Here is a 23545-nt window from a genome sequence, read left to right as displayed (position 1 = left end):
GCTTGCGTGGTGGGCGGGGTCAGTTGTTCAGTTGCCAGACGGCGAAGTTCAGATACAGCGCGAATGCCGACCACGCCAGGTAGGGCAGCAGCAGCGCACCGGCGACGGCGCTGCGCCGCCAGAATGCGACGACGGTCGCGACGAGGACGACGAGCAGGACACTCAGTTCTGCGAACGCGATACCGCGCCAACCCAATCCGAAGAACAGGGGCGTCCACGCCGCGTTGAGCACCAGCTGCACCGCGTAGAGCGTCAGGGCGCGGTTGGTCTCGCGACCCGGTCCGGTGCGCCAGACCAGCCACGCGGCGATCGCCATCAACGCATACAGCAGCGTCCAGGTCGGGCCGAACACCCATGACGGCGGCGCGAACGCCGGCTGCTCCAGGCGTCGGTAGACCTCAGCGGAGCTCGCGCTCGCAAGCCCGCCGAGGGCCGACGCGGCCACCACCGCGAGCAGCGAGATCGCCAACGCCAGTGCTGACCGGGAACGCGCTCTCGGATGCTCGGCCACCATGGTCGGCAGGTTACCCCGACTGATCCGAGTCTCCGGCGGGCTGTTCGTGGCCATTCGGTGACGTGTTCTCCGCGTCAGGCAGCTGCCCGACCAGGTATTCGGCCAGCCCGCCGATGGTCGGGTAGTCGAATACCGCGGTGGCGTTGATGGTGAACTTGCCGCCGAACTGGCTGTGCAACCGGTTGCGCAGTTCGATCGCCATCAATGAATCGGTCCCCAGGTCCAGGAAACGACTGGTTGCCGCGGGCGGCTGTGCGAGCCGCAGGAAGTTCTGCACTTCGCGCTGGAGGAACTCGGTCACAAAGCCGGCGCGTTGGGGCACTGGGATCTCCATCAGCTGCTTCAGCAGTTCGCTGTCGCCGGTCACCTCACCTGCCGCACTCGGCAGCACGAGGTCCAGGATCGGCGGACGCGAGGCACCGAGCACCTTCGCCGCGCGCGCCCAGTTGGCCTTGATCACGGTGGCCTGGCCGGTGCCGTTGGCGACGACCTCGGCGAGTGCACCCAGCGCTGCCGAGGGTTCCAACGGAATGAGACCCTGGGCGCTGATGTTGGCGGTCGCTGCCTCCGACGAGGCCATGCCGCCCTGCGCCCACGGGCCGAAGTTGATGCCCGTAGCAGGTAATCCGTGGGCTCTGCGACGCGCGACAAGACCGTCGAGCAGCGCGTTGGCAGTCGCATAGTTCGCCTGACCTGGCGAGCCGAACAGACTCGACACCGAAGAGGACACCAGGAAGAAGTCCAGCTCGTCGCCCCTTGTCATCCGGTCGAGGTGGCACGCACCGAACGCCTTGGGCGCCAGGGTCGTTCGGAAGCGTTCCATACTCTGCTGGGAGAGCAGGGCGTCGTCGAGGACGCCGGCCAGGTGGGCCACGCCCGCCAGTGGCGGCAGTTCCGTGCGGATCCGGTCCAGCAGCGCCGCGACTTCGGACTCCTCACCGACATCGGCGGTGAAGACGTGGATGCGGCATTTGAAGCGCTCGACGATGTCGTCGATGACCTGCTGTGCGCCGGCCTGCGGCGCGCGCCTGCTGGTCAGCACGATGTCACCGGCACCGAGCTGGGCCAGATAGGACGCCGTGTGCAGTCCGATCGCCCCGAGCCCGCCGGTGATCAGGTAGCTGCGGTCAGGCTTGGGCTGCAGCGGGTTCGGGATCTGCACGACGATCTTGCCGATGTGGCGGGCCTGCTGCATGCGGCGGAAGGCGGCGCGCGCCTCGGTCAGCGGGTAGACCTCTGCGGGCAGCGGTGTCCACTGCCCGCCGGCCAGGCCCTCGGACACCTCGGTGAGAAGGTCGCGGATGCGATCGGGCTCGGTGAACATCACCGTGTCCAGCGCCACGATCTCGTAGGCGATGTCGGGGCGGGCCTGCGCCATCTGCTCGGCAGTCCAGATGTCACGCTTGGCGATCTCGGCGAAGCGGCCGTGCTCGGCGGTGGCCCGCAGGGTCGCCTCGATGAACCCCTCGCTGGTCAGGCTGTTGAGCACCACGTCAACACCGGCACCGTCGGTGTCGGCCAGGATCTGGTCGGCGAAATCGGTGGTGCGCGAATCGTAGACGTGCTTGACGCCGAGCTTGCGCAACGTCGCACGCTTGAAGGTGCTGGCGGTGGCGAACACCTCGGCCCCGCACCGCTGAGCCATCTGGACCGCGGCCAGACCCACCCCGCCACTGGCCGCGTGGATGAGGACCTTGTCACCAGGCTTGAGCTGCGCCCAGTCGAACGCCAGCCGAACCGTCAGGGCCGCGGCCGGAATGGTCGCGGCCTCCACAGCGCTGACCCCGTCGGGGATTGGCGCCAGGAACTGGGCGGGCACGTTGAACCGGCTGGCGAACGCTCCCTGCATCGACCCGTAGACCCGCTGGCCCACTTCCACACCCGTGGCTCCCTCGCCCACGTGCGTGACGACACCGGCGAAGTCACCGCCGATCGGTCCGGGGTCGCCGGGATAGAGACCCAGCACGTTGAGCACGTCGCGGAAGTTCAAGCCCGCGGCCTCCACCCGCACCTGCACGTAGCCCGCATCCGGGGGCGCGACGTCGGTCTCGGTCAGCCGCAGGTTGTCGATCGCACCGCGCTCGGTGGGCGCCAGGACGTAGTCGCCGCCACGCGGAACGCTCAGGTGACCACTGCGGGCCCACGGCAGCAACCGCGATGCCAGCAACTTCCCCTGCCGCACAGCCAGTTCGGGCTCCTCGATCGGGCTTGCCAGCAGGTTGGCGAGTACCTGTACGGCCTCGGGGGTCCCGTCGCAGTCGACGAGCTTGGTGCGCAGCGCCGGCTCCTCGTTGATCGTGGTCCGCCCGAAACCCCACAGCGCAGCCTGCACCGGGTCGACGGGCTCGCCGGACTCGGTCGCCACAGCCCGCTCGGTGACGATCCACAGCCCGCCGGGCAACGTGACACTGCCGCCCTGCACGGTGTGCACGGCGCTGAGCAGGTGGGCGATCTCGCCTTCGATCCGTGCGGCGACGTCTGTCGTGAACTCGTCTGTCGCCGGTGGGCTGGGATGCCAGACCACTCCGGAGAACGGCACACCGCGTTCCTTGGCGTCTGCGAGCAGCTTTCCGAGCAGCTCCGGATTCGTGGTGCGGTCGACCGGAATGCAGCCGGGCACCAGGCTCGCGAGCTCGTCGAACCCGGCGACGAGCCAGGTGCCGTGCACGGTGGCGCCGTCGGCGGGCGTGGGTGGGACCTCGTGCCATCCCAGCGTGTACAGCAGCCGGGTGGCGTCGCCGCCCAGTCCGCGCAACAGGGCCTCACGGGGTGCGCGTTTGACGGTGAACTCTCGAATCCCGCCCAGTCGCTGCCCATCTCGATCCAGGAAGTCCAGGTCGAACACCTGGGTCTCGCTGTCGAGGGCGCTCTCATGCCACTTGGCGCGGCAATAGAAGCGGCGCGGCATCTTCTCCCGCAGCGACACCTGCCCGTACCGCAACGGCAAGAACAGATCGTTGACACCCTGCTCGGCGGCCAGCAGCGCCGGGAACGCCGGGAACGCCACACCGGTACACAGGTCCATCAGCACCGGGTGCATCGGCTCGGTGCCCAGCTGCTCGGCGAGCTCGGGGCCGACCAGGATGTCGCCGACCGCTTCACCGTCGCCAAGCCACAACGACTTCAGCGATCCCGACCAGGTCGGCCCCCACGCCAACTCCAGATCGGCGAACGTCTCGAACAACTCCTGTGGACGCATGCGGTTCAGCCGTTCGAGGACATCGTCGACCGGCTCGGAGTCTTCCGGCTCAGGATGATCCTCGGCGCCGGCTACCACCGTGCCCTCGGCATTGAGCGCCCACTCGGCACCACTCTCGCCGTACGGGCGACTGTGCACCTGGAACTTCCACTGGGTGCTCTCCAGCGGATGCAGGGTCAGCTGAACCTCGCGGGAACTCTTCTCGGGCAGGATGATCGGCTCGTAGAAGAACACCTCCTTCGCATGCGCCGGGGTGCCGACCGCGGTCAGCGCCATCGCGGCGTACGTCGCCCCGGGCACCACGACGGTGCCGTAGATGACGTGATCGGAAAGCCACGGCTGCGACTTGACCGACAGCCTGCTGGTGTAGACCGAATCGCCGGACGCGAGATCCTTGGCGCTTCCCAGGATTCCGGAGCCGACCGGCCCGTCGAGAGCGATTCCCGAGGTCTTCGGCCAGAAGCGACGCCGCTGGAACGGATAGGTCGGCAATTCCAACCGAAGACCGGGCTGCCGGTGCAGCGCAGCGAAATCGGGCCGGTGCCCGCCGACGTAGGCCGCCGCCAACGCGTCGGCGATCTGTCGCCGGTCGCTGACGCTCTTGCGCAGGGACGCGATCGCCCGAGGCGGGGGCAGATGCTCCGGCCAAACCTGCGCCGCGGCACCCGTCAACACCGGCTGCGGGCCGATCTCCATCAACACCGAGCAGCCCAATGCCGCGACGGTGCGCACACTCTCCGCGAATTGCACGGGCTGACGAGAATGCCGCCGCCAGTACTGCGCGTCAAGCGGCGACTGTGCGGTCAGCACGGCCCCGGTGCGGTTACAGACCAGTGGCATCGTCGGGACCGCGAATTCTAGTTGCGCCGCGTATGACTCGAAGTCGTCGAGCACCGGGTCGAGCAACTCCGAGTGGAACGCGTGGCTGGTCTGCAGCCAGGTGCAGCGGATGCCTTCGCCGCCGAACCGTTCGACGATCTGCTCCAGATCCTCGCCCGGACCCGACAGCACGGTGTTGGGCCCGTTATATGCGGCAACCGACACCCGCGGGAACTCGCCCGCGAGGTTCTCGACGTGCTTGGCGTCGGAGAACACCGCGACCATGCGCCCACCCTCGGGAAGGCTGCCGAACAGCCGTCCTCGCTCGGCCATCAGCCGGGCACCGTCTTCGACGCTGAACACCCCGGCCACACATGCCGCCGCATACTGGCCCACGCTGTGCCCGAGCACCACATCGGGCTCGATGCCCCACGACTGCCACAGCCGGGCCAGGCCCATCTCCACCGCAAACAACGCCGGCTGCGCAAAGGACGTGTGCCGCAACAACTCTGAGGTTGCCCGATCGGTGGCGAACATCACCTCCAGCAGCGGGCGGGTGACGATGTCGGCGACGGCGTCCGCGCAACGGGTCACAGTATCGGCGAAAACTGGCTCCGTCTCGAACAACTCGCGCGCCATCCCTGGATACTGGCTGCCCTGCCCCGTGAACAGCCACGCCGTGGTCGGGTGGTGGGCGGTCTCACCGCGCACGACACCGGGCCGCAGCCGGTTCTCGGCCAGTTCGGCGAGGCCGTCGCGCGCCGTCTGCACCGAATCGACCACCAGCGCGGCTCGATGGTCGAAGTGCGATCGGCCGGTGCCGGCGGTCAGGCACAGGCTGGCGAGGTCGACGTCGGGATTCGCGGCGAGCCATGACTCGTACCTACGGGCCAGCGCAGCGAGCGCCTCGGGTGACCGCGCGGACAACGGCAGCACGCTCACCTGCTCCTCCGCGGGTTCCGAATCTGATTCCGAAACAGCGTCATCGATGATCTCGACAGCGGTCTCGTCGGCCGCAGACGGAACCGCGGGCGCTTCCTCGATCAACACATGGGCGTTGGTGCCGGTGAACCCGAAAGAGCTCACCCCGGCACGCCTGGGCCTGCCGTTTGCATCCCAGGCGACCGCCTCGTCGACCACCCGCACCGGTAGCGAATCCCACGGGATGTGCGGCGACGGGGTGTCGAAGTGCAGGCTCTTGGGCAGCACGCCGTGCTGCAACGAGAGCACGACCTTGATCAGACCCGCAGCGCCGGAAGCGGACTCGGTGTGGCCGATGTTGGTCTTCACCGATCCCATCAGCAGGGGCCGGTCGGGAACTCGGGACCCGCCATAGGCGGCGGCCGCCGCCTGCACCTCGATCGGATCACCCAGCGGTGTGCCCGTTCCGTGCGCCTCCAGGTAGTCGACGTCGCCGCCCGACAGCCCGGCGCGGGCCAGCACCGACGTGATGAGACGTTGCTGCGCACCGCCATTCGGCACCGTCAAACCGCTGGACGCGCCGTCCTGGTTGACCGCGCTGCCGGCGATAACCGCGCGGATCTGGTCCCCGTCGCGCTGGGCGTCGCTCAATCGCTTGAGGACCAGAACGCCGCAGCCCTCACTGCGTACGTAGCCGTCGGCCGTGGCGTCGAAGGTCTTGCATCGCCCGACGGGAGAAAGCATGCGGGCGCGCGAGGCCGCGACCACGGTGACCGGGCTCAGCAGGACGTTCACGCCGCCGGCCAGTGCCATGTCGCAGTCGTCGGCCCGCAGCGCCAGGCAGGCTTGATGCACGGCGACCAGTGCCGAACTGCACGCGGTGTCGATGGCCACGGCCGGACCTTCGAAGCCGAGCGCGAACGCGACCCGTCCCGAGATGGCGTTGAGCGCATTACCGGTGATGAAGTGCGGCTCGATCTTGTCGATAGGCTCGGACGAGAGCAGGTGGGCGTATTCGTTGGCGGCGACACCGACGAATACACCGGTGCGGCTGCCGCGCAACGCCGCCGGCGAGTATCCGGCCCTTTCCAGGCCCTCCCACACCGTCTCCAGCATCAACCGCTGCTGCGGCTCGATCCAGACCGCTTCGCGCGGGGAGATGCCGAAGAACTCGGGATCGAAACCGTCGATGCCGTCCAGGAATCCGCCGAACCTGGTGTACGTCTTGCCCGGAGAATCCGGGTCGGGATCGTAGAACTCGTCGATGTCGAACCGGTCCTCCGGAACCTCCCGGATGGCGTCGACACCGCCGGCCAGCACGTCCCAGAACGCCTCCGGATCGGGGGCGCCGGGGAAGCGGCAGGACACCGCGACGATGGCGATCGGTTCGTCGGTGTGCGTCGTCACCGCCGACGTGAGTCGGGGCGCAGCGGCGGCCTCGCTGAGTCCGAGCACCTCGCCCAGCAGATAGTCGGCGACATCCGAGAGCCGGGGATGATCCATCGCCAGCGTCACCGGAATCTCGGCGCCCACGCCCTGCTCGAGGTGACGCCGCAACTCCACGGCCATCAGCGAATCCATGCCGAGATCGAAGAACCCGGCGTCCTCACGGATCTCGACGGCGTCGACACGGGTCACCTCGGCCACCACATTGCGCAGGTAGTCGATCAGCAGCTTTCGGCGTTGCTGCACAGGCGCATTGGTGAGGCGCTCCACCAGCGCGGTCTTGCCCGAACGCGTCGCGGGCGCCTCCGTCGTCAGCTGTCCGGGTACCTCGCGCTCGAGTTCGGCGAGGAAGGACCGGCGCCCCGCCTGCTGGTACAGGGGCAGGAAGCGCGACCAGTCGACTTTGGCGACGACACCTTGCGCCCCGGCCGATGCCGCCACATCGGCCATGCCGGCCAGCGCATCGGTGGGCGAGAGTGTCTTGATACCGCGCTGCTCGAGACGCGCACGCGATTCCGCGTCCGCCATGCCCGTCGACCAGGGACCGAAGTTCACGCTGATCCCGGCGATGCCCTGTTCGCGCTGGCGCCAGGCCAAAGCGTCGAGGAATGCGTTGGCGGCGCCGTAGGCGGTCTGCCCGTATCCGCCCCACACCGAGGCGATCGACGAGGTGCTGAGGAAGAAGTCGAGTTTGACGTCAGCGTTCGACGTCGCCAGCGCCTCACTGAGATGCCATGCACCCCAAACCTTTCCGGCGAAGACGCGATCCACCTCCGCGTCATCGAGACTGCTGAGCGCTGTGGTGCCGATCTCGCCCGCGGCGTGGACGATGCCCGCCAGCGGCGGCAGTTCGGCGGCGATGGTGGTCAGCAGTCGTGCGACCTGGTGCGCGTCGGCGACGTCGGCAGTGACGACCCTGATCTGGCAGCCGTGCTGTGCGGCCAGCATGTCGATGCGCTGCTGGGCTGCCTCGCCGGGGGTGCGACGGCTGGTCAGCACCAGGTGCCTGGCGCCGTTGGCGGCCAGGTGCCCGGCGATCTCCAGCCCGATCGATCCCAACCCCCCGGTCACGAGATAGCTTGCGTCACCGCGCAAGTGCAGCGGAGTGGCGGCAGACTGTGCCGGCCGGCGGACCAGGCGGGGAACGTAGACGGTCTGATCGCGCAGCGCTAGCTGGTCTTCCCGGGTCGAGGAGTCGAGCGGTGCGGCGATCCGGTCGACGAGCCGGGACCATTCGTCCGCGGTGCCCGCGGAAAGGTCCGCCAGCCCGCCCCACAGTTGTGGAAATTCCAGTGCTGCTGCGCGCCCGAACCCCCACAGGCAGCTCTGATCCGGCGACACCGAATCGGTGTCGGTGACTCGTTGGGCGCCCCTCGTGACCACCCACACCGGGCTTCGCAGTTCGGCCGCGAGCGCGGCACGCAGCAGGCGCCGGGCTCCCCCCAGGACGCGATGCTGCATCCGCAGCAGCGCCTGCATGGACGGGGCGGTCCGGCCGTCGAGGGCCGCGACGTCGACGATGCGCAGCGACGAATCCTCACCAGCTGCTGCACGCAACGTGTCGGCGAACTTCTCTTCGTCGGTGTCGGAGACCGGCTGTCCCAGGATCCGGTACCGCAGTCCACGCGCGGTCAGCACATCGGTCAGGGGCTGCAGCGAGTCAGTGTCATCGCCGACCAGAATCCACGAGCTGGTCTCCGCGGCCGTCGCGGGCGTTGCCGACTTCTGCCAACCGAACTCGTAGCGGTCATCGGCGACCGACTGCGACGATCGCTGCTGATTATGTTGTGCGGCAAGCCTGCTCAGCACATCGAGGGTCTGCTTGTCGCCCTCGGTGCCGCCGAGGAGGGCGGCGAGCTCCTCGATGCGTCCGTCCTCAAGAAGGCGGACCGTCTCGGTCTGCGGGCCTCGCGCCTGCGGTTGCGCCTGCTTGTTCTGACTGTCGTTGAACCAGTACTGGCGATGCTCGAACGGGTAGGTGGGCAGGTCGAGCTTGCGGGCGTTGGCACGGCGGAAGGCGGCGAAATCCGGCTCGTGGCCCAGAATGTAGGCGTCGGCGACGGCCTCGATGATCTGCCGGTGGTCTGCGGTGTTTCGACGAAGCGACGCGATCGCGCGCGGTGTGGTCGCGACATCGGGCCACGCCCGTAGAGCCGCTGCGGTCAGCACCGGCTGCGGGCCGATCTCGACCAGGACCTTGCAGTTCATGCCGGCGAGGGTGTCCACGCTCTTGGCGAACTGCACGGGCTGGCGCGCATGCCTGCGCCAGTAGGGCCCGTCGAGCCTGACGCTCCTGCCGAGTGCCTCGCCGGTGCGGTTGTCGATCAGGATCTTCTGCGGCGCAGAGAAATTGAAGTTGGCAGCGTAGGCCTCGAATTGGTCGAGGATCGGATCGAGCAGCGCTGAATGGAATGCGTGGCTGGTCTCCAGCCAGTCGCACCGGGCGCCGTCCGATGACAGCACGCCGACGGCCTGCTCGAGATCCCCTGCGGGCCCTGACAATACGGTGCTGGCGCCGTTGTAGGCGGCGACCGACAAGGTCGGGTACTCGTCGGTGAGACGTTCCACACGCTCGGCGGGGGCGAACACTGCGACCATTCGGCCACCCGGGGGCAGGCTGCCGAAGAGGCGTCCGCGCTCGGCCATCAGCAGCATGCCGTCTTCGAGGCTGAAAACCCCTGCGACGCAGGCCGCCGAGTACTGGCCGACGCTGTGGCCCAGCACCACGTCTGGCTCGAAGCCCCATGACTGCCACAGATGCGCCAGACCCATCTCGACTGCGAACAATGCGGGCTGGGCGTAGGCGGTGTGGCGCAACGTCTCTGCCCAAGCCTCGTCGAAAATGACTTCCAGCAAAGGCTTTTCGAGTACTCCGGCGACTGCGTCCGCGCACCGGCGCAGGGTTGCGGCGAACACCGGCTCAGTGTCGAACAGCTCGCGCGCCATGCCCGGGTACTGGCTGCCCTGACCGGTGAACAGCCACGCTGTCTTTGGTACGTCGTGGGATTCGCCGCGGACCAGACCGGGCGCCGGGCGGTCGTCGGCGAGCGCGCCCAGAAGCTCGACGGCGGAGTCTCGCGAGTCGACCACCAGCGCGGCGCGGTGCTCCAGATGTGCCCGGCCCGCTCCCGCGGTGTAGGCCAGATCGGCCAGCGTCGCTTCGGGGTGGGTGTCGAGCCAGCTGCGGTACCCGTCGGCGATCTGCGCCAGAGCGGCGGGGGTGCGCGCCGATAGCGGCACGACGCTGAAGCCCTGCGGCTCAGCCTGCTCGGCGGGGGCCGTCTCGGGCGCCTCCTCGAGGATGACGTGCGCATTGGTCCCGGCGAAGCCGAACGAGCTGACCCCGGCGACGCGCGGCCGGGCGTTGCGCTCCCACGGGGTGGTTTCGGTGACGACCTCGACGGCCAGCCGATCCCAGGGAATGTGCGGCGACGGATTCTCGAAGTGCAGATGCTTGGGCAGCGTCTCGTGCTCGAGCGACAGGATCACCTTGATCACGCCGGCGATTCCCGCAGCCGCCTCCAGGTGGCCGATGTTGGTCTTGGCCGAGCCGATCAGCAGCGGCTGACCGGGATCGCGTCCGGCGCCCAGGACCTCGCCTGCCGCCTGCGCCTCGATCGGATCGCCGAGCGAGGTTCCGGTGCCGTGCGCCTCCAGGTAGCTGACGTCGCGGGGTTGGAGGCCGGCCCGCTTCAGCGCGTCGGAGATGACCCGCTGCTGAGCGACACCGTTGGGCACCGTCAGGCCGCCCGACGCGCCGTCCTGGTTGATCGCGCTGCCGCGGATCACGGCCCGGATGCGGTCGCCGTCGCGCAGCGCGTCCTCCAACCGCTTGACGACGATGACGCCGCAGCCCTCGCCACGCACGTAGCCGTCGGCGGCCGCGTCGAACGTCTTGCAGCGGCCGTCCGGCGAGAGCATCTGCGCGTTGGAGAAGGTGATCATGGTCGCCGGGGTCAGGATGACGTTCGCGCCGCCGGCCAGCGCCAGGTCGCATTCACCCAGCTGAAGGGCCTGGCACGCCTGGTGTATCGCCACCAGTGAGGAGCTGCACGCCGTGTCGACGGCTACCGCGGGACCCTGCAGCCCCAACCGGTAGCTGATGCGGCCGGCGGCAGCGGCGCTCGATGTTCCGATGGCCATGTAGGCCTCGATCTCGGGGTAGGTCAGCTCATCGGAGGCCATTCCCAGGTAGTCGTGGGTGGCCAGACCGATGAAGACGCCGGTATTGCTGTCGGCCAGCGATGTCGGGGCCGTGCCCGAATGCTCGATCGCCCGCCACGCCGTCTCCAGCAGGATCCGGTGCTGCGGGTCCATCAGGCGAACTTCGCGGGTGGACATGCCGAAGAACGGTGCGTCGAACCCGGTCACGTCTTCGACGAAGCCCGCGCGGCGGGTGGCGACCTTGCCGGGTGTCCCGGGCTGGGGGTCGAAGAACTCCTCGACGTCCCAGCGGTCGGCGGGGACCTCGGAGATCGCGTCGCGTCCCTCCCGCAGCACGTCCCAGAACTCATCGGTGTTCCGGGCACCCGGGAAACGCCCCGCGTATCCCACGATCGCGAAGCGTGGAGCCGACTCGTCGGTCCCCTCGACAGGTGTCATGTGGCTGTGCTCCCCCCGGCGATCAATGTGACCCCCCACGACCGAATGTGGACGGATCCTATGTCACTGTGCCCCGTGACCGGGTGGTGCCGCAGTCCAGGGCTCTCCGATTAGCCGGACGTCCTCGGCGCAGTATTCGGTATGTTTATCCGGCGACGAGCGACAGTGCGGTGGCCGGAGCCGATCCAAGCAAAAGGACCAGGGGGACCCAGTATTGCGCATCGGGAAGATAACGGTTGGCGCACTTGAGGAATGGTCGCTGAGTTCGGGGTCGGTCACCTCGTGGCATCCGACGGCCGCGTCCATCGAGAAAGCCAGGCAGGCGCCGGTCAGCACGGTGCCGATCAGCTATATGCAGGGCCAGCACCTGCGTAACTATTTTGAACGAAATGAGTCAGGTAGGACCTTCTCCCGGCAGATCATCGCGAGCTGTGAGGTGGCGGGCGAGTGCGACGTCGCCGCGATGGATCACGCTGTCAATGCCTACCTGCGGCGGCACGACACCTTCCGTAGCTGGTTCGAGCGGACCGCCGATGGACAGTTCATCCGGCGCGCGCTGGAAGACCCCGATGACATCACGTTCGTCCCGATCGACCACGGCACCATGACCGTCGACGAGATTCGCGCCCACGTGGTGAACATCCCGAATCCGTTGGAATGGGGCTGCTTCACATTCGGGATCATTCAGAACGACGGCTATTTCGCCTTTTTTGCCGCGATGGATCACGTACACGGCGACGCGACGCTGATCGGCACCACGATGATGGAAGCCAACGGAATGTATTCCGCGCTCAGCAGCGGCGGCGAAGCGCTGGTACTTCCCGAGGCCGGAAGCTTCGACGATTTCTGCATCCGCGAGCGGGAGTACACCTCCCAGTTGACCGTGGATTCGCCCGGCGTGAGGACGTGGATCGATTTCGCCGAGGAGAACGACAACGGATTCCCGGAATTCCCGCTGCCGTTGGGCAACCCGTCGGAGTCCACCACCAGCACAATGACCTCCGTAGTCCTGTTGGACGTTCCGCAGACGGAGCGCTTCGAATCGGCTGCCTCGGGCGCGGGAGCGCGCTTCGTCGGGGGGCTCTTCGCATGCCTTGCCCAGGTCGAACACGAGTTGACCGGCGCACTGACGTTCTACGGCCTCACGCCCAGGGATTCGCGCACCGCGTCCGACAACTTCATGACGCAGGGCTGGTTCACCGGCCTGATCCCGATCACCGTTCCGATCGGAGCGGTGACCTTCGCCGAAGCCGCCGGTGCGGCCCAGGCCGCTTTCGATTCCGGTCTGAACATGGCGAAGGTGCCGTATTACCGGGTGCTGGAATTGGAGCCGTCGCTGAATTGGCCGCGGCCGAACTTCCCGGTCACCAATTTCCTGCACGGCGGCGCCGCCCCGCTGAATGCCATTCTTGCGGCGGGCGAAATGGGCCTGGCGAACAATATCGGCATCTATCCGGATGGTCGCTTTTCCTACCAGCTCACGATCTACATTTTCCGGTACGGCGAGGGCACGGTGATGGCGATCATGCACCCCGACAATCCGATTGCGAAGAAGTCGGTGCAGCGCTACATGCAGGCAATGAAGTCCGTGTGCGTATCCGTCGCGGACAGCGGGACGTGGGGTCGCGTCGCGTAGCGTGGTGCAATTCGCAGGAGTTGGTTTCTTGCGGCGCGCAGTGTGCGGGCGGGGGGTGAGGCGATGAGACGGCTGGCCGATCTTGTGGTCAGATGGCCCTGGGCCGTCATCGGCGTGTGGATCGCGATGGCGGTCGCGCTGCCGCTGACCGTTCCCTCCCTTGGTGAGATGGCCGCCAAGCATCCGCTGGTCATCCTGCCCGGGGACGCACCGTCGACCGTGACGGCCAAGAAAATGGCCGAGGCGTTCGACGAACCCGGCGCCGACAACCTCCTCGTCGTCGCCTTCATCAACGAGGCGGGGCTCGAACCCGCCGACGAAGCCACCTACCGCGAGGTGGTGGACGCCGTGCGTGACGACGTCGCCGACGTCGTGTCGGTGCAGGACTTCGTCAGCACCCCGCAGTTGCGGCAATTCCTGACCAGCGAGGACAAGACCACCTGGGTGCTGCCGGTCGGGCTGGTGGGGGAGCTGGGCACCCCCCGGGCCTTCGAGGCGTTCAACCGTGTCGCGGACATCGTCAAGCATCAGGTGCCCGACGACTCGGCGGGCCGCAACCTCGACGTGTACGTCACCGGTCCGGCCGCGACCGCGGCCGACCTGACCGTCGCCGGTGAACAGGATCGTCTTCCGATCGAGGCCGCGATCGCCGTCATGGTCCTGCTGGTGCTGTTCGTCGTGTACCGCAGCATCGTGACGATGCTGCTGCCGCTGGTGACCATCGGGTCGTCGCTGCTCATCGCCCAGGGCCTGGTAGCGGCCTATTCACAGCTCACCGGTGCGGGCGTTTCCAATCAGTCCGTCGTCTTCCTCAGCGCGATCATGGCCGGCGCCGGCACTGACTACGCCGTCTTCCTGATCAGCCGCTACCACGACTATGTGCGAGCGGGCGACGATCCCGACCGTGCCGTCAGAGCGGCGATGATCTCCATCGGCAAGGTGATCACTGCGTCCGCGCTCACCGTCGGCATCACGTTCCTGGTCATGAACTTCGCCCAGATGGGTGTCTTCCGGACCATCGGGGTGTCCGCGGCGATCGGCATCGGCGTCGCCTACCTGGCCGGGGTGACGCTGCTGCCCGCGATCCTGGTGCTGGCGGGCCCTCGCGGCTGGATCAAACCCCGACGCGAACTCACCGCCCGGTTCTGGCGGCGGTCCGGCATCCGCATCGTTCGCAGGCCCGTGCCGCATCTGGTCGCCAGTGTGCTCGTGCTGGTCCTGTTGGCCGGTTGCGCGATATTCGCGCGGTTCAACTACGACGACCGCAAGGTGGTCGACCCGTCGGCGCCGAGTTCGGTGGGTTACGCGGCGATGGAGAAGCACTTCCCGATCAGCCAGTCGATTCCGCAGTACATCCTCATCCAGTCGCCGCACGATCTGCGCACCCCGCAGGCGCTGGCGGATCTGGAGCAGATGGCGTCGCGCATCGCACAGCTGCCCGACGTCTCCCTGATCAGCGGCATCACCCGCCCGCTCGGCGAGGTGCCGCCGGAGTTCCGCGCCACGTTCCAGGCGGGCATCGTCGGCGACCGGCTCGCCGCCGGTTCCGCCCAGATCGGGGAACGCCGCGGCGACCTCAACACCCTCGCCGAGGGCGCCGACACCCTGGCAGACAGCCTCGGCGACGTCCGCGCGCAGGTCAACGAGATCGCGCCGACCTTGGCCGGCCTCATCGACACGTTCTCGTCGGTCCGCACCGAGTACGGCGGCGACAAACTGGTGCGCGACGTCGCCACCGCCGCCAAGCTCGTCGACAGCGTCAACAGACTCGGTTTGTCCATGGGGCTGAACTTCCGCGCGGTCAAAGACATGTTCGCCTGGATCGGCCCGGTCCTGACCGCCCTGCAGGGCAACCGCGTGTGCGATGCCAACCCGTCGTGCGTCGACACCCGGATGCAGTTCGAGAAGCTCGTCGCCGCGCGCGACGAGGGACGGGTCGACGAGATCAACACGCTGGCCGGGCAACTGCAGGGAGTCGACGACAGACAGAGCCTCACCTCCACCGTGAACCAGCTCAACGCCGCGATGGCCAAGCTGACGAAAGCGATCTCGGCGATGGGGCTGGACACTCCGGCCGGCGCGCGGTCGGGCCTCGACGATCTGCAGGACGGCGCCGACCGACTCGCCGACGGGAGCCGTCAGGTGGCAGGCGGGGTCGACGAACTGGTTGCGCAGATCAAGGTGATGGCCGACGGGCTGGACCAGGCCGCCGCCTTCCTGCTGACCATGCGCAACGACGCGTCGAGCTCGAATATGGCCGGCTTCAGCATTCCGGCCGAGGTGCTCAATGCCGTCGAATTCCAGAAGGCCGCTGCGGCCTATATCTCGCCCGACGGCCACTCGGTGCGCTACCTGGTCCAGACGAAACTCAACCCGTTCAGCTCCGAGGCGATGGATCAGGTCAACACGATAAGTGACGTCGCGCGGGGTGCGCAACCGAATACGGCTCTGTCGGACGCGACGATCTCGATGGGCGGCTTCCCGGCGGCGCTGCGCGACACCCGCGACTACTACGAGCGCGACATCCGCTTCATCATCGCCGCGACGCTGATCGTCGTACTGCTGACACTGATGGTGCTGCTCCGGTCGGTGATTGCCCCGCTGTACCTCGTCGGCTCGGTGGTGCTGTCATATTTCGCCGCCATCGGGATCGGGGTGCTGACGTTCCAGTTCCTTCTCGGACAGGAACTGCACTGGAGTGTGGCGCCGCTGGCCTTCGTGGTGCTCGTCGCGGTCGGCGCCGACTACAACATGCTGTTCGTGTCGCGGATGCGCGACGAGTCCCCGCGCAGCATCCGCTACGGCATCATCCGCACGCTGAGCTCCACGGGCGGCGTGATCACCGCCGCCGGCTTGATCTTCGCCGCGTCGATGAGCGGCCTGCTGTTCTCCAGCATCGGCATCGTGATCCAGGGCGGTTTCGTGATCGGTGTCGGCATACTGCTGGACACCTTTGTGGTTCGCACCATCACCGTGCCCGCGATCGCCACACTGGTCGGACGAGCGAACTGGTGGCCGTCGAAGGTGAACCCGCCGCAGGAGCAACGACTCGGGGTTAGCGCCAGCACGTGATCTATGTGAAACTACCAACCGGGGCGGGGCGCACAGTTACCGAAACAACCCTGCACCGCCGGATTCCACGAGTTGTTACGGACCTGCTTTGACGCCTGCATCCCAGTCTTCGATTCTGTCGATGTTGCATGGTCGTGCCAGCATGCGCCCCGGCGATGTCGCGTTCACCTTCACCGATTACCTCGACGATCCGTCGGGCGTGCGCGAAAGCCTGACGTGGGCGCAGCTGTCACGCCGGACGATGAACGTGGCGCGCGAGCTCAGCCTCCATGGATCCGCGGGCAGTACGGCGGTGATCCTGGCTCCTCAGGGCCTGGAGTACATCCTGGCGTTCCTCGGATCGATGCAGGCGGGGCTCGTCGCGGTACCGCTGCCATTGCCGCACCGCGGCTCCAGCCACGACCGGGTGAGCGCGGTGTTCGCCGACACGAAGCCCTCGGTCGTGCTGACGACCTCATCAGTCGCGGCGGACGTCGTCGACTGGGTCGACCAGTCACCGATGGACACCGCGCCCAAGATCGTCGAGATCGACGCGCTGGACCTCGATGGCGAAGGCGCCCCGAACCTGGAGCTCGCCGAGCTTCCGCCCATCGCCTACCTGCAGTACAGCTCGGGCTCGACGAGGCTGCCCACCGGCGTCGAGATCACCCACCGGAATCTGCAGGTGAACTTCGAGCAGTTGATGCGCAGTCTGTTCGCGGGCCCACCCGTCACCTCGACCGCCGATCTGACCATCGTGTCGTGGCTGCCCTTCTACCACGACATGGGTCTGGTGCTGGGCGTCTGCGCACCGATCCTCGGGGGCTATCGCGCCGAGCTGACGAGCCCGGTGGCGTTCCTGGAGAAGCCGTCGCGGTGGGTGCGGGCGCTGGCCGAGAACCCGAACGCGTTCTCGGGTGCGCCCAACTTCGCGTTTGACCTGGCCACCCGCAAGACCAAGGACAGCGACCTCGAAGGACTCGATCTCGGCGGGGTGCGGGGCATCATCAACGGCGCCGAGCGTGTCGAGCCGGCCACCTTGGAGCGTTTCACAGACCGCTTCGCGCACTTCAACTTCCGTGACCACATGCTGCGGCCGTCGTACGGCCTCGCCGAGGCGACAGTGTTCGTGGCCAGCTGCACCTGGCACGATTCCACTTCATCCGACAGCCGCGTCGTGCGGTTCGATTCCGACGGGCTGTCGGAGGGCCGCGCCCAGCCGTGCGCGGCCGGAACCGGTACCGCGCTGGTGAGCTACCGTCTGCCGCAGTCACCCGTGGTGCGCATCGTCGACGTCGACACCGAACGCGAGTGCGCGCCGGACGTGATCGGCGAGATCTGGGTGCACGGCGACAACGTCTCGACCGGCTACTGGGCCAGACCCGAAGAGGAGCAGCAGTGCTTCGGCGCGACAATCTCCGAGCCGTCGCCAGGCACGCCGGACGGTCCCTGGCTGCGGACCGGTGACCTGGGCTTCATCCACGACGGCGGGTTGTTCGTCGTCGGTCGCATCAAGGACCTGCTGATCATCCGCGGCCGCAATCACCACCCCGAGGACATCGAGGCGACGGTGCAGGAGATCACCCGCGGGCGGGTCGCGGCGATCTCGGTCCCGGTGAACAGCACCGAGAACCTGGTCACCGTCATCGAGCTGAAGAAGCGCCCCGAACTGAACGGAGATGCGCTGCACTGGCTCACCGAGGTCAAGAGCGACGTCACGTCCGCGATTTCCAATGCCCACGGGCTGAACGTCGGAGATCTGGTGCTGGTGCCGCCCGGATCCATCCCGACGACGACGAGCGGCAAGATCCGTCGCGCCGCGTGCGTCGAGCAGTACCGGCAGGATCAGTTCACCCGGTTGGACGCCTGAGACAGGTAGGGTCAAGTGATGCGCAGAGAGTTCGCTGCGGCGGCCGCCGCGGTAACCATCGGTGCGACAGGCTGTTTCGGTTTCGGGATCGCCACGGCCGACGAGCCGCCCCCGCCGCCTCCCGGAACCGGTGCGGGTGGTCCGACGCCGTGGGGGACGCCGGGTAAGGGCTACGCGCTCGGCGGCGCGCACGTGCTCGGCATCCCGTACGACGAGTACATCATGCGCACCGGTGCGGACTGGTTCCCCGGCCTGGACCGCCAGATCGTGGACTACCCGGCGGGCCAGGTTCAAGGCCACACGCTGGAGCGGTTGTTCCCCGGGATCGGCGCCTTCGGGGACCGTGTGGTGCCCGGTCTCGGGCTCGACGGTCCCAGTTACGGCGAGTCCATCGACGTCGGCGGTCCCAATCTCATCGCGGCGATCCGCGAAGGGGGCCCCGGCACGGCGATCGGATTGTCCGAGGGCGCATCCGTGCTCGACGACGTCCAGGCGCGTCTCGCTTACGACCCCGCCGCGCCGCCGCCGGATCAGCTGAGCTTTGCCACGTACGGTAATCCCGTCGGCAAGCACGCGTTCGGGGAGAGCTTCCTGACGCAGAACTTCCCGGTCGGGAGCGTCGTCCCCTCCCTCGACTACCGGATTCCTGCGCCGGTTGAAAGTCAGTACGACACTTACCAATTCGTGTCCGCCTACGACAGCATCGCCGACTGGCCGGACCGGCCGGACAACTGGCTGTCGGTGGCCAACGCGATCGTCGGTCTGGCCACCGGCCACACCGCAGTCGCGTTCACCAACCCCAGCATGGTGCCGCCGCAGAACATCAGGACCACAGTCAACTCCCGCGGCGCGAAGACGACGACGATCATGATCCCCGAAGAGCATCTTCCGCTCGTCCTACCGTTCAAGTACCTCGGGGTCGACAAGAACACGCTGATCGAACTCGACAAGGTGCTGATGCCCTACGTCGATGCCGGCTATTCCCGCAACGACAATCCGGCCACCGCTCCGGTCACCGTCGATCCGGTGAACGGCTACGACCCCGCCGAGGTCACAGCGCCGGCCACCCAGGCCGCCTTCGGCGGCGGCGCCGACCCGGTGTCGCAGTTGCTGGCCGGTCTGCAGTACGTGCTCAACAACCCGCCCACCGCCGCACCGCGCTAGAGGCTGGCGAAACCCACCGCAAGCAGCACGCAGCCGACGACTGCCATCAGCGCGCACACCCCGTAGCGGCCCCGCGCACGGATCCGGTCGTTGAGCGTCGACAGCACGGCGCGGGTGCGGTCCGGGGACACCAGGTAACACAGCAGCGGGATCTCGACGAGTGCGAACGCCACCACGTTGAACGCCACCAGTGCACCGAACTGCGTGGACGCCGCGGCTCCTGACGCGGCGATCAGCGCGAGGGCTGCGAGATAGTCCACCGACGGCAGAGCGATGCCGAGGCCCGCGGCGCCCGCCGTCCACAGCGAACGGCCGGTGAGCAGTTTTTTGGCTCGCGTCTGGAATCGGCCCGGTTCCCGGTCGCGCACCCCGCCCAGAAACCCAGCCCCCACCAGGGCCGCCGTGGCGAGCACGACCAGACCCACGGCGATCTGCACCTTCGGCAGGGTGAAATGTGCGTTCCCCAGTGCGGGCCGCAGCACGAACAGCACCGTCACACCGACGACGGTGCCCATGACGAAGCCCCCGACGAGAAACGCGACCAGCTGTAGCAGTGGCCGGGGGCGGTTCAGCATCACCACGGTCATGCCGATCCGGAACGGCTCCAAGCTGACGGCGACGGCCATCACCAGAAGCGGGAACCACATGATGGCGTCACGTTACCGGCTTGCGATCCGATTGATCCGGACGCTGGCCAGATCCATGCGGCCCAGCGAAGATGGCCACGTGGCCGCCGCACCGGGGCACGTGGGAGGATCGAGTCGATGAGCGGTACCAAAGGCGATCAAGCCCAGCCGGCCGACCTGAGCCCGTCCTCACTGCGGGAGGCGTTCGGGCACTTCCCCTCTGGCGTCATTGCGATCGCGGCCGAGGTGGACGGCACCCGTGTCGGATTGGCGGCGAGCACATTCGTCCCCGTCTCCCTGGATCCGCCGCTGGTGTCGTTCTGCGTGCAGAACTCGTCGACCACCTGGCCCAAACTCGTGGACCGGCCTTACCTCGGCATCAGCGTGCTCGGCGAGGCGCATGACGACGCCGCGCGCACGCTGGCGGCCAAGACCGGCGACCGCTTCGCCGGGCTGCAGACGGCGTCGTCGGAGCGTGGCGCGGTGTTCATCCACGGCACCAGCGTGTGGCTGGAGAGCAGCATCGAACAGCTGGTACCCGCGGGCGATCACACCATCGTGGTGCTGAGGGTCAGCGACATCACCGTGCATCCAGATGTACCGCCGATCGTGTTCCACCGCAGCACATTTCGCAGGCTCGGCGCCTGACGCACGCGGGTTTCGCGAAGCCGCCTGTCTTCAGGGCCGGTCGGCGAGTTCCTCGCGATACTTGGTGACGCGTTGGTCCAGTTCGGCGGCGTCGGCGCTGCGGCCCTCTTTGCGGGCGAGGTCGGCGCGGGTGCTGAGTTCGCGGATCGCGGTGCGAATGTCGTTGATGCTATGAGGCTGCCGAAGCGACATCAGAGCTGCCTTTCGTCGGTGATTGGCTGCTTCCTGGAGCGTACCCCCGAAGTGGTGAATCAAGCCTGGACGCGGGCGGTGAAATCGGTGGGAGCCACCGCGGTCAGACTGTCCGGTGCACGCCTCGTCCGCCCGTGCGCCGTGGCGACCGACAGTCCCTCCCGGGCCCAGTATTCGAAGCCGCCGATCAGCTCGCGCACCCGCCGATAACCCATGCCGCTGAGCGTGAAAGCCGCCTTGGTGGCGCCGTTGCATCCCGGGCCCCAGCAGTAGACGACGATGTCGGCGTCACGGTCCGGCAGCTCGCTTGCCGCACGTGCGGAGAGTTCACCGCCGGGGATGTGCAGTGCGCCTGGCAGATGACCCTGGTCCCACGCCGCCGCCGACCGGGTGTCCACCACGATCGGACCGCTCCCCGAGGATCGGGCCGCGGCCAGGTCGGCGGCGTCGATCTCATGGGCGAGCTTGGCGGCGAAGAAGGCGTGGGCGCCGATCACGGTCATTGCTCCATCGAACAGTGCCGCCGTCGGGCGGGGAATGCCTGATCGCCGGCGTATCGCCTTCTCGGCCGTGCTTTCCACGGCGTTATGCCGCTAGGGCCGCATTTCGTAGGTGCCGTCGAGGCTCTTCACCTGATCCCAGACGCGGCCGAAGCGGGCGGGGTCGGTCGCCGGCTTGCGCACCGCCGCGAGCGCCCACTGCTGTTGTGCCTCCGTGGAGCTCGGCTTGCCGTGCAGCGCCACCGCATACGCCGAGAAGTCGCGCACCTGCACGTCGAAGATCTGGTCGACGAGGTCGTGCTCCAGGCCTGTCAGCTCGGCCTGTTCGAGGATGAGCTGCCCGTAGACGACGAGGCTGAACAAATGCCCGACGACGAGGACGAAGTCGAGGTCGCTCTGCTGGTCGGCGTCGGGTGCAGCGGTGGCCAGCAGATCCTTGAAGGCCTGTACCTGCTGATAGAAAACACCGACGTTGGGGATGTCGGCGTTCCTTTCGTAGACCGGTGCCCAATCGGCGAACTGCACCTTCGACGCCCCGCGCGCCGGGCCCTGCGACCAGAAGAAGACGTCGTCGGCGGGATCGCTGCGGGTGCCGATCTGCGGGTAGTCGGCCGGATTGAACATGTAGTTCGGCATGAACTTCAGGATCTGCGCCACGTTGACGTGAACGGTGCCCTCGAGGCGCGGCAGCGCCCCGATGAGACGGGTCACCTGATAGAAGTAGGTGTTCTTCTCGAACCCTTTGGCGGCCAGTACATCCCACAGCAGCGTGACGACCCGCTCACCTTCGGATGTGACCTTCGACTTCGTCACCGGGTTGAACAGCAGGTACCGGCGATCCTGCGGTCCGGCGCTGCGGAAGTAGTCGATGGCGCGGTCACTGAACAGCTTCATGGCAATCAGTCGTGCGTAGGCGTCGACGAAGCTGGCGCGTACGTGCGGGAAATCGGTGACCGGATTGCCGTACAGGATCCGGTTGTTGGCGTGGTTGATCGCCTCGTAGAAGGCGTGCTCGCACATCCCGATCGAACCGCTGCACAGGTTGAACTTGCCGACGTTGACGGTGTTGAGGGCGGCCGAGAACGCGTCGGGCCCGGTGGCGAGGATGTCCTCCTCGTACACCGGGTAGTCGTGGAGCGCGAAATTGCTGACGAACATCTGACCGTGCACGACGTTGTCGATCAGCTCATAGTTCTCATGCTGGCTGTCGGCGGCGAACCAGACGTATCCGTCCGCCCCGTCCACATCGGTGCGACGTCCGAAGACCGACACCATGCCGGCGACGTTGCCGTTGCCGATGTAGTACTTCTGTCCGGACGCGCGGAACAGCACCCCCTCCGCGTCCCCGTCGGCGGCAGGTGTCAGCAGCAGGTCGGTGTTGTAGATGTCGGCGCCGTGCTCACGCTCGGAGAGTCCGAACGCCATCACGCCGCCGGCTTCGAGTTGGGCGGCGGCCTTCTCCTTGGCCTTCACGTTGTCGCTCTGCCAGATCGGGCCGAGGCCCAGGATCGTCACCTGCTCGGCGTACCAGTACGAGAGACCGTAGAAGCCGAGGATCTCGCTGAGCACGGCGTTGCGCGAGGTGTCCCACCGCTTGTTCGGGTCGTCACCGGCGAACTCCGACGGGGTGAGGAACGTCGCGAACAACCTCTCCCGCTTCACGAAGTCCAGGAAGTCGGACACCCAGGCGCCGTCCAGATCGTCGCGAAGCAACCGCGCCTTGCCGCGCTCCTCGAACCAGTGGATCAGCGCGCTGAGCTGGCGCCGCGACTCCGCGTCCAGCCATTGCAGGTCGAAGTTGTTGGGGTTGAGCAGTAAGGCGGTCATGATCGCGAATCTAGCGCGGTCGCCCGACCGCGAAGCTCGTTCGGTGCGATCATCGCCGCTATGGCGGACAACAACGGGATCGCGCTGGACCGCACCGACGAAGTCATCTTGGCGGCGCTGCAGAGCGACGGCCGGATGAGTACCGCCGATCTGGCGCGGACGGTGACGTTGTCTCCGAGCGCCACGGCCGACCGCGTCCGCCGCCTCGTCGACCTCGGCGTGATCACCGGCTACACCGCGACGGTCTCGGCTGCGGCGCTGGGCTACACCATCACGGCGTTTGTCCGGCTGGCGTATCCGTCGGGCAACTACAAGCCGCTGCACGATCTGCTGGACGTCACACCTGAAGTGGTCGAGGCCCACCACGTGACGGGTGACGACTGCTTCATCGTGAAGGTGCTGGCGCGCTCGATGTCGGATCTGGAACGTCTCACCGGCCGTCTGGCCACGCTCGGCCCGATCACCACGAACGTCGTCTACTCCAGTCCGCTGACCGGTCGCGCACTGTCGCCAGCATGATCGGACAGCGT

General features: G+C 67.4%; 12 protein-coding genes. 6 read left to right on the top strand and 6 right to left on the bottom strand.

From position 1 onward, the window contains the following. Positions 1-19: 19 nt before the first annotated feature. Complete coding sequence (locus tag AWC12_RS27910) at positions 20-514, bottom strand: TspO/MBR family protein (protein ID WP_110808766.1); 495 nt, start codon at positions 512-514, stop codon at positions 20-22. Positions 515-524: 10 nt separating this feature from the next. Further along, on the bottom strand, positions 525-11501 hold the full coding sequence (locus AWC12_RS27905) for a type I polyketide synthase (RefSeq protein WP_085178155.1): 10977 nt from the start codon (positions 11499-11501) through the stop codon (positions 525-527). Between the two features lie 214 nt (positions 11502-11715). On the opposite strand from AWC12_RS27905, the gene AWC12_RS27900 reads away from it, so the two are divergent. The 4 genes from AWC12_RS27900 (at position 11716) to pe (ending at position 19222) form a co-directional block, all read left to right on the top strand. Continuing rightward, a complete protein-coding gene (locus tag AWC12_RS27900) occupies positions 11716-13137 on the top strand; it encodes a condensation domain-containing protein (protein WP_085178154.1) in 1422 nt (473 codons plus the stop codon). Positions 13138-13200: 63 nt separating this feature from the next. Continuing rightward, complete coding sequence (locus tag AWC12_RS27895) at positions 13201-16209, top strand: MMPL/RND family transporter (protein ID WP_085178153.1); 3009 nt, start codon at positions 13201-13203, stop codon at positions 16207-16209. A gap of 88 nt (positions 16210-16297) precedes the next feature. After that, positions 16298-18058 carry an AMP-binding protein gene (locus AWC12_RS27890; RefSeq protein ID WP_081660010.1) on the top strand — a complete coding sequence of 587 codons (1761 nt, stop codon included), beginning with the start codon at positions 16298-16300 and terminating at the stop codon, positions 18056-18058. Between the two features lie 18 nt (positions 18059-18076). Continuing rightward, positions 18077-19222, top strand: coding sequence for an acyltransferase PE (gene pe, locus AWC12_RS27885; RefSeq protein WP_024446639.1), 1146 nt, complete (start codon positions 18077-18079; stop codon positions 19220-19222). Here the strand turns inward: pe and AWC12_RS27880 are convergent. Continuing rightward, positions 19219-19869: a GAP family protein gene (locus tag AWC12_RS27880; RefSeq protein ID WP_085178152.1), complete on the bottom strand. Its 651-nt coding sequence runs from the start codon at positions 19867-19869 to the stop codon at positions 19219-19221. The genes pe and AWC12_RS27880 overlap by 4 nt on opposite strands. Before the next feature lie 117 nt (positions 19870-19986). On the opposite strand from AWC12_RS27880, the gene AWC12_RS27875 reads away from it, so the two are divergent. Next, on the top strand, positions 19987-20496 hold the full coding sequence (locus tag AWC12_RS27875; RefSeq protein ID WP_024446641.1) for a flavin reductase family protein: 510 nt from the start codon (positions 19987-19989) through the stop codon (positions 20494-20496). 30 nt (positions 20497-20526) lie between these two features. Here the strand turns inward: AWC12_RS27875 and AWC12_RS30760 are convergent, their stop codons facing one another. The 3 genes from AWC12_RS30760 to AWC12_RS27865 all read right to left on the bottom strand — a co-directional run bounded on the left by AWC12_RS30760 (position 20527) and on the right by AWC12_RS27865 (position 23015). Then, positions 20527-20688, bottom strand: a complete 162-nt coding sequence (locus AWC12_RS30760; protein WP_110802514.1) for a hypothetical protein — start codon at positions 20686-20688, stop codon at positions 20527-20529. Between the two features lie 59 nt (positions 20689-20747). Beyond that, positions 20748-21191 carry a rhodanese-like domain-containing protein gene (locus tag AWC12_RS27870; protein ID WP_085178151.1) on the bottom strand — a complete coding sequence of 148 codons (444 nt, stop codon included), beginning with the start codon at positions 21189-21191 and terminating at the stop codon, positions 20748-20750. A 90-nt stretch (positions 21192-21281) separates the two neighbouring features. Further along, a complete protein-coding gene (locus AWC12_RS27865) occupies positions 21282-23015 on the bottom strand; it encodes an acyl-CoA dehydrogenase family protein (RefSeq protein ID WP_024446643.1) in 1734 nt (577 codons plus the stop codon). A gap of 60 nt (positions 23016-23075) precedes the next feature. Between AWC12_RS27865 and AWC12_RS27860 the strand changes: the two genes are divergently transcribed. Beyond that, positions 23076-23534, top strand: a complete 459-nt coding sequence (locus AWC12_RS27860) for an Lrp/AsnC family transcriptional regulator (protein ID WP_085178150.1) — start codon at positions 23076-23078, stop codon at positions 23532-23534. Positions 23535-23545 lie beyond the last annotated feature (11 nt).

The sequence above is a fragment of the Mycolicibacterium iranicum genome (assembly GCF_002101705.1).
In the GTDB taxonomy this organism is placed as follows: Bacteria; Actinomycetota; Actinomycetes; order Mycobacteriales; family Mycobacteriaceae; genus Mycobacterium; species Mycobacterium iranicum.
Note: the sequence above shows the minus strand (reverse complement) of the source record. Positions and strands in the feature narration are given on the sequence as shown.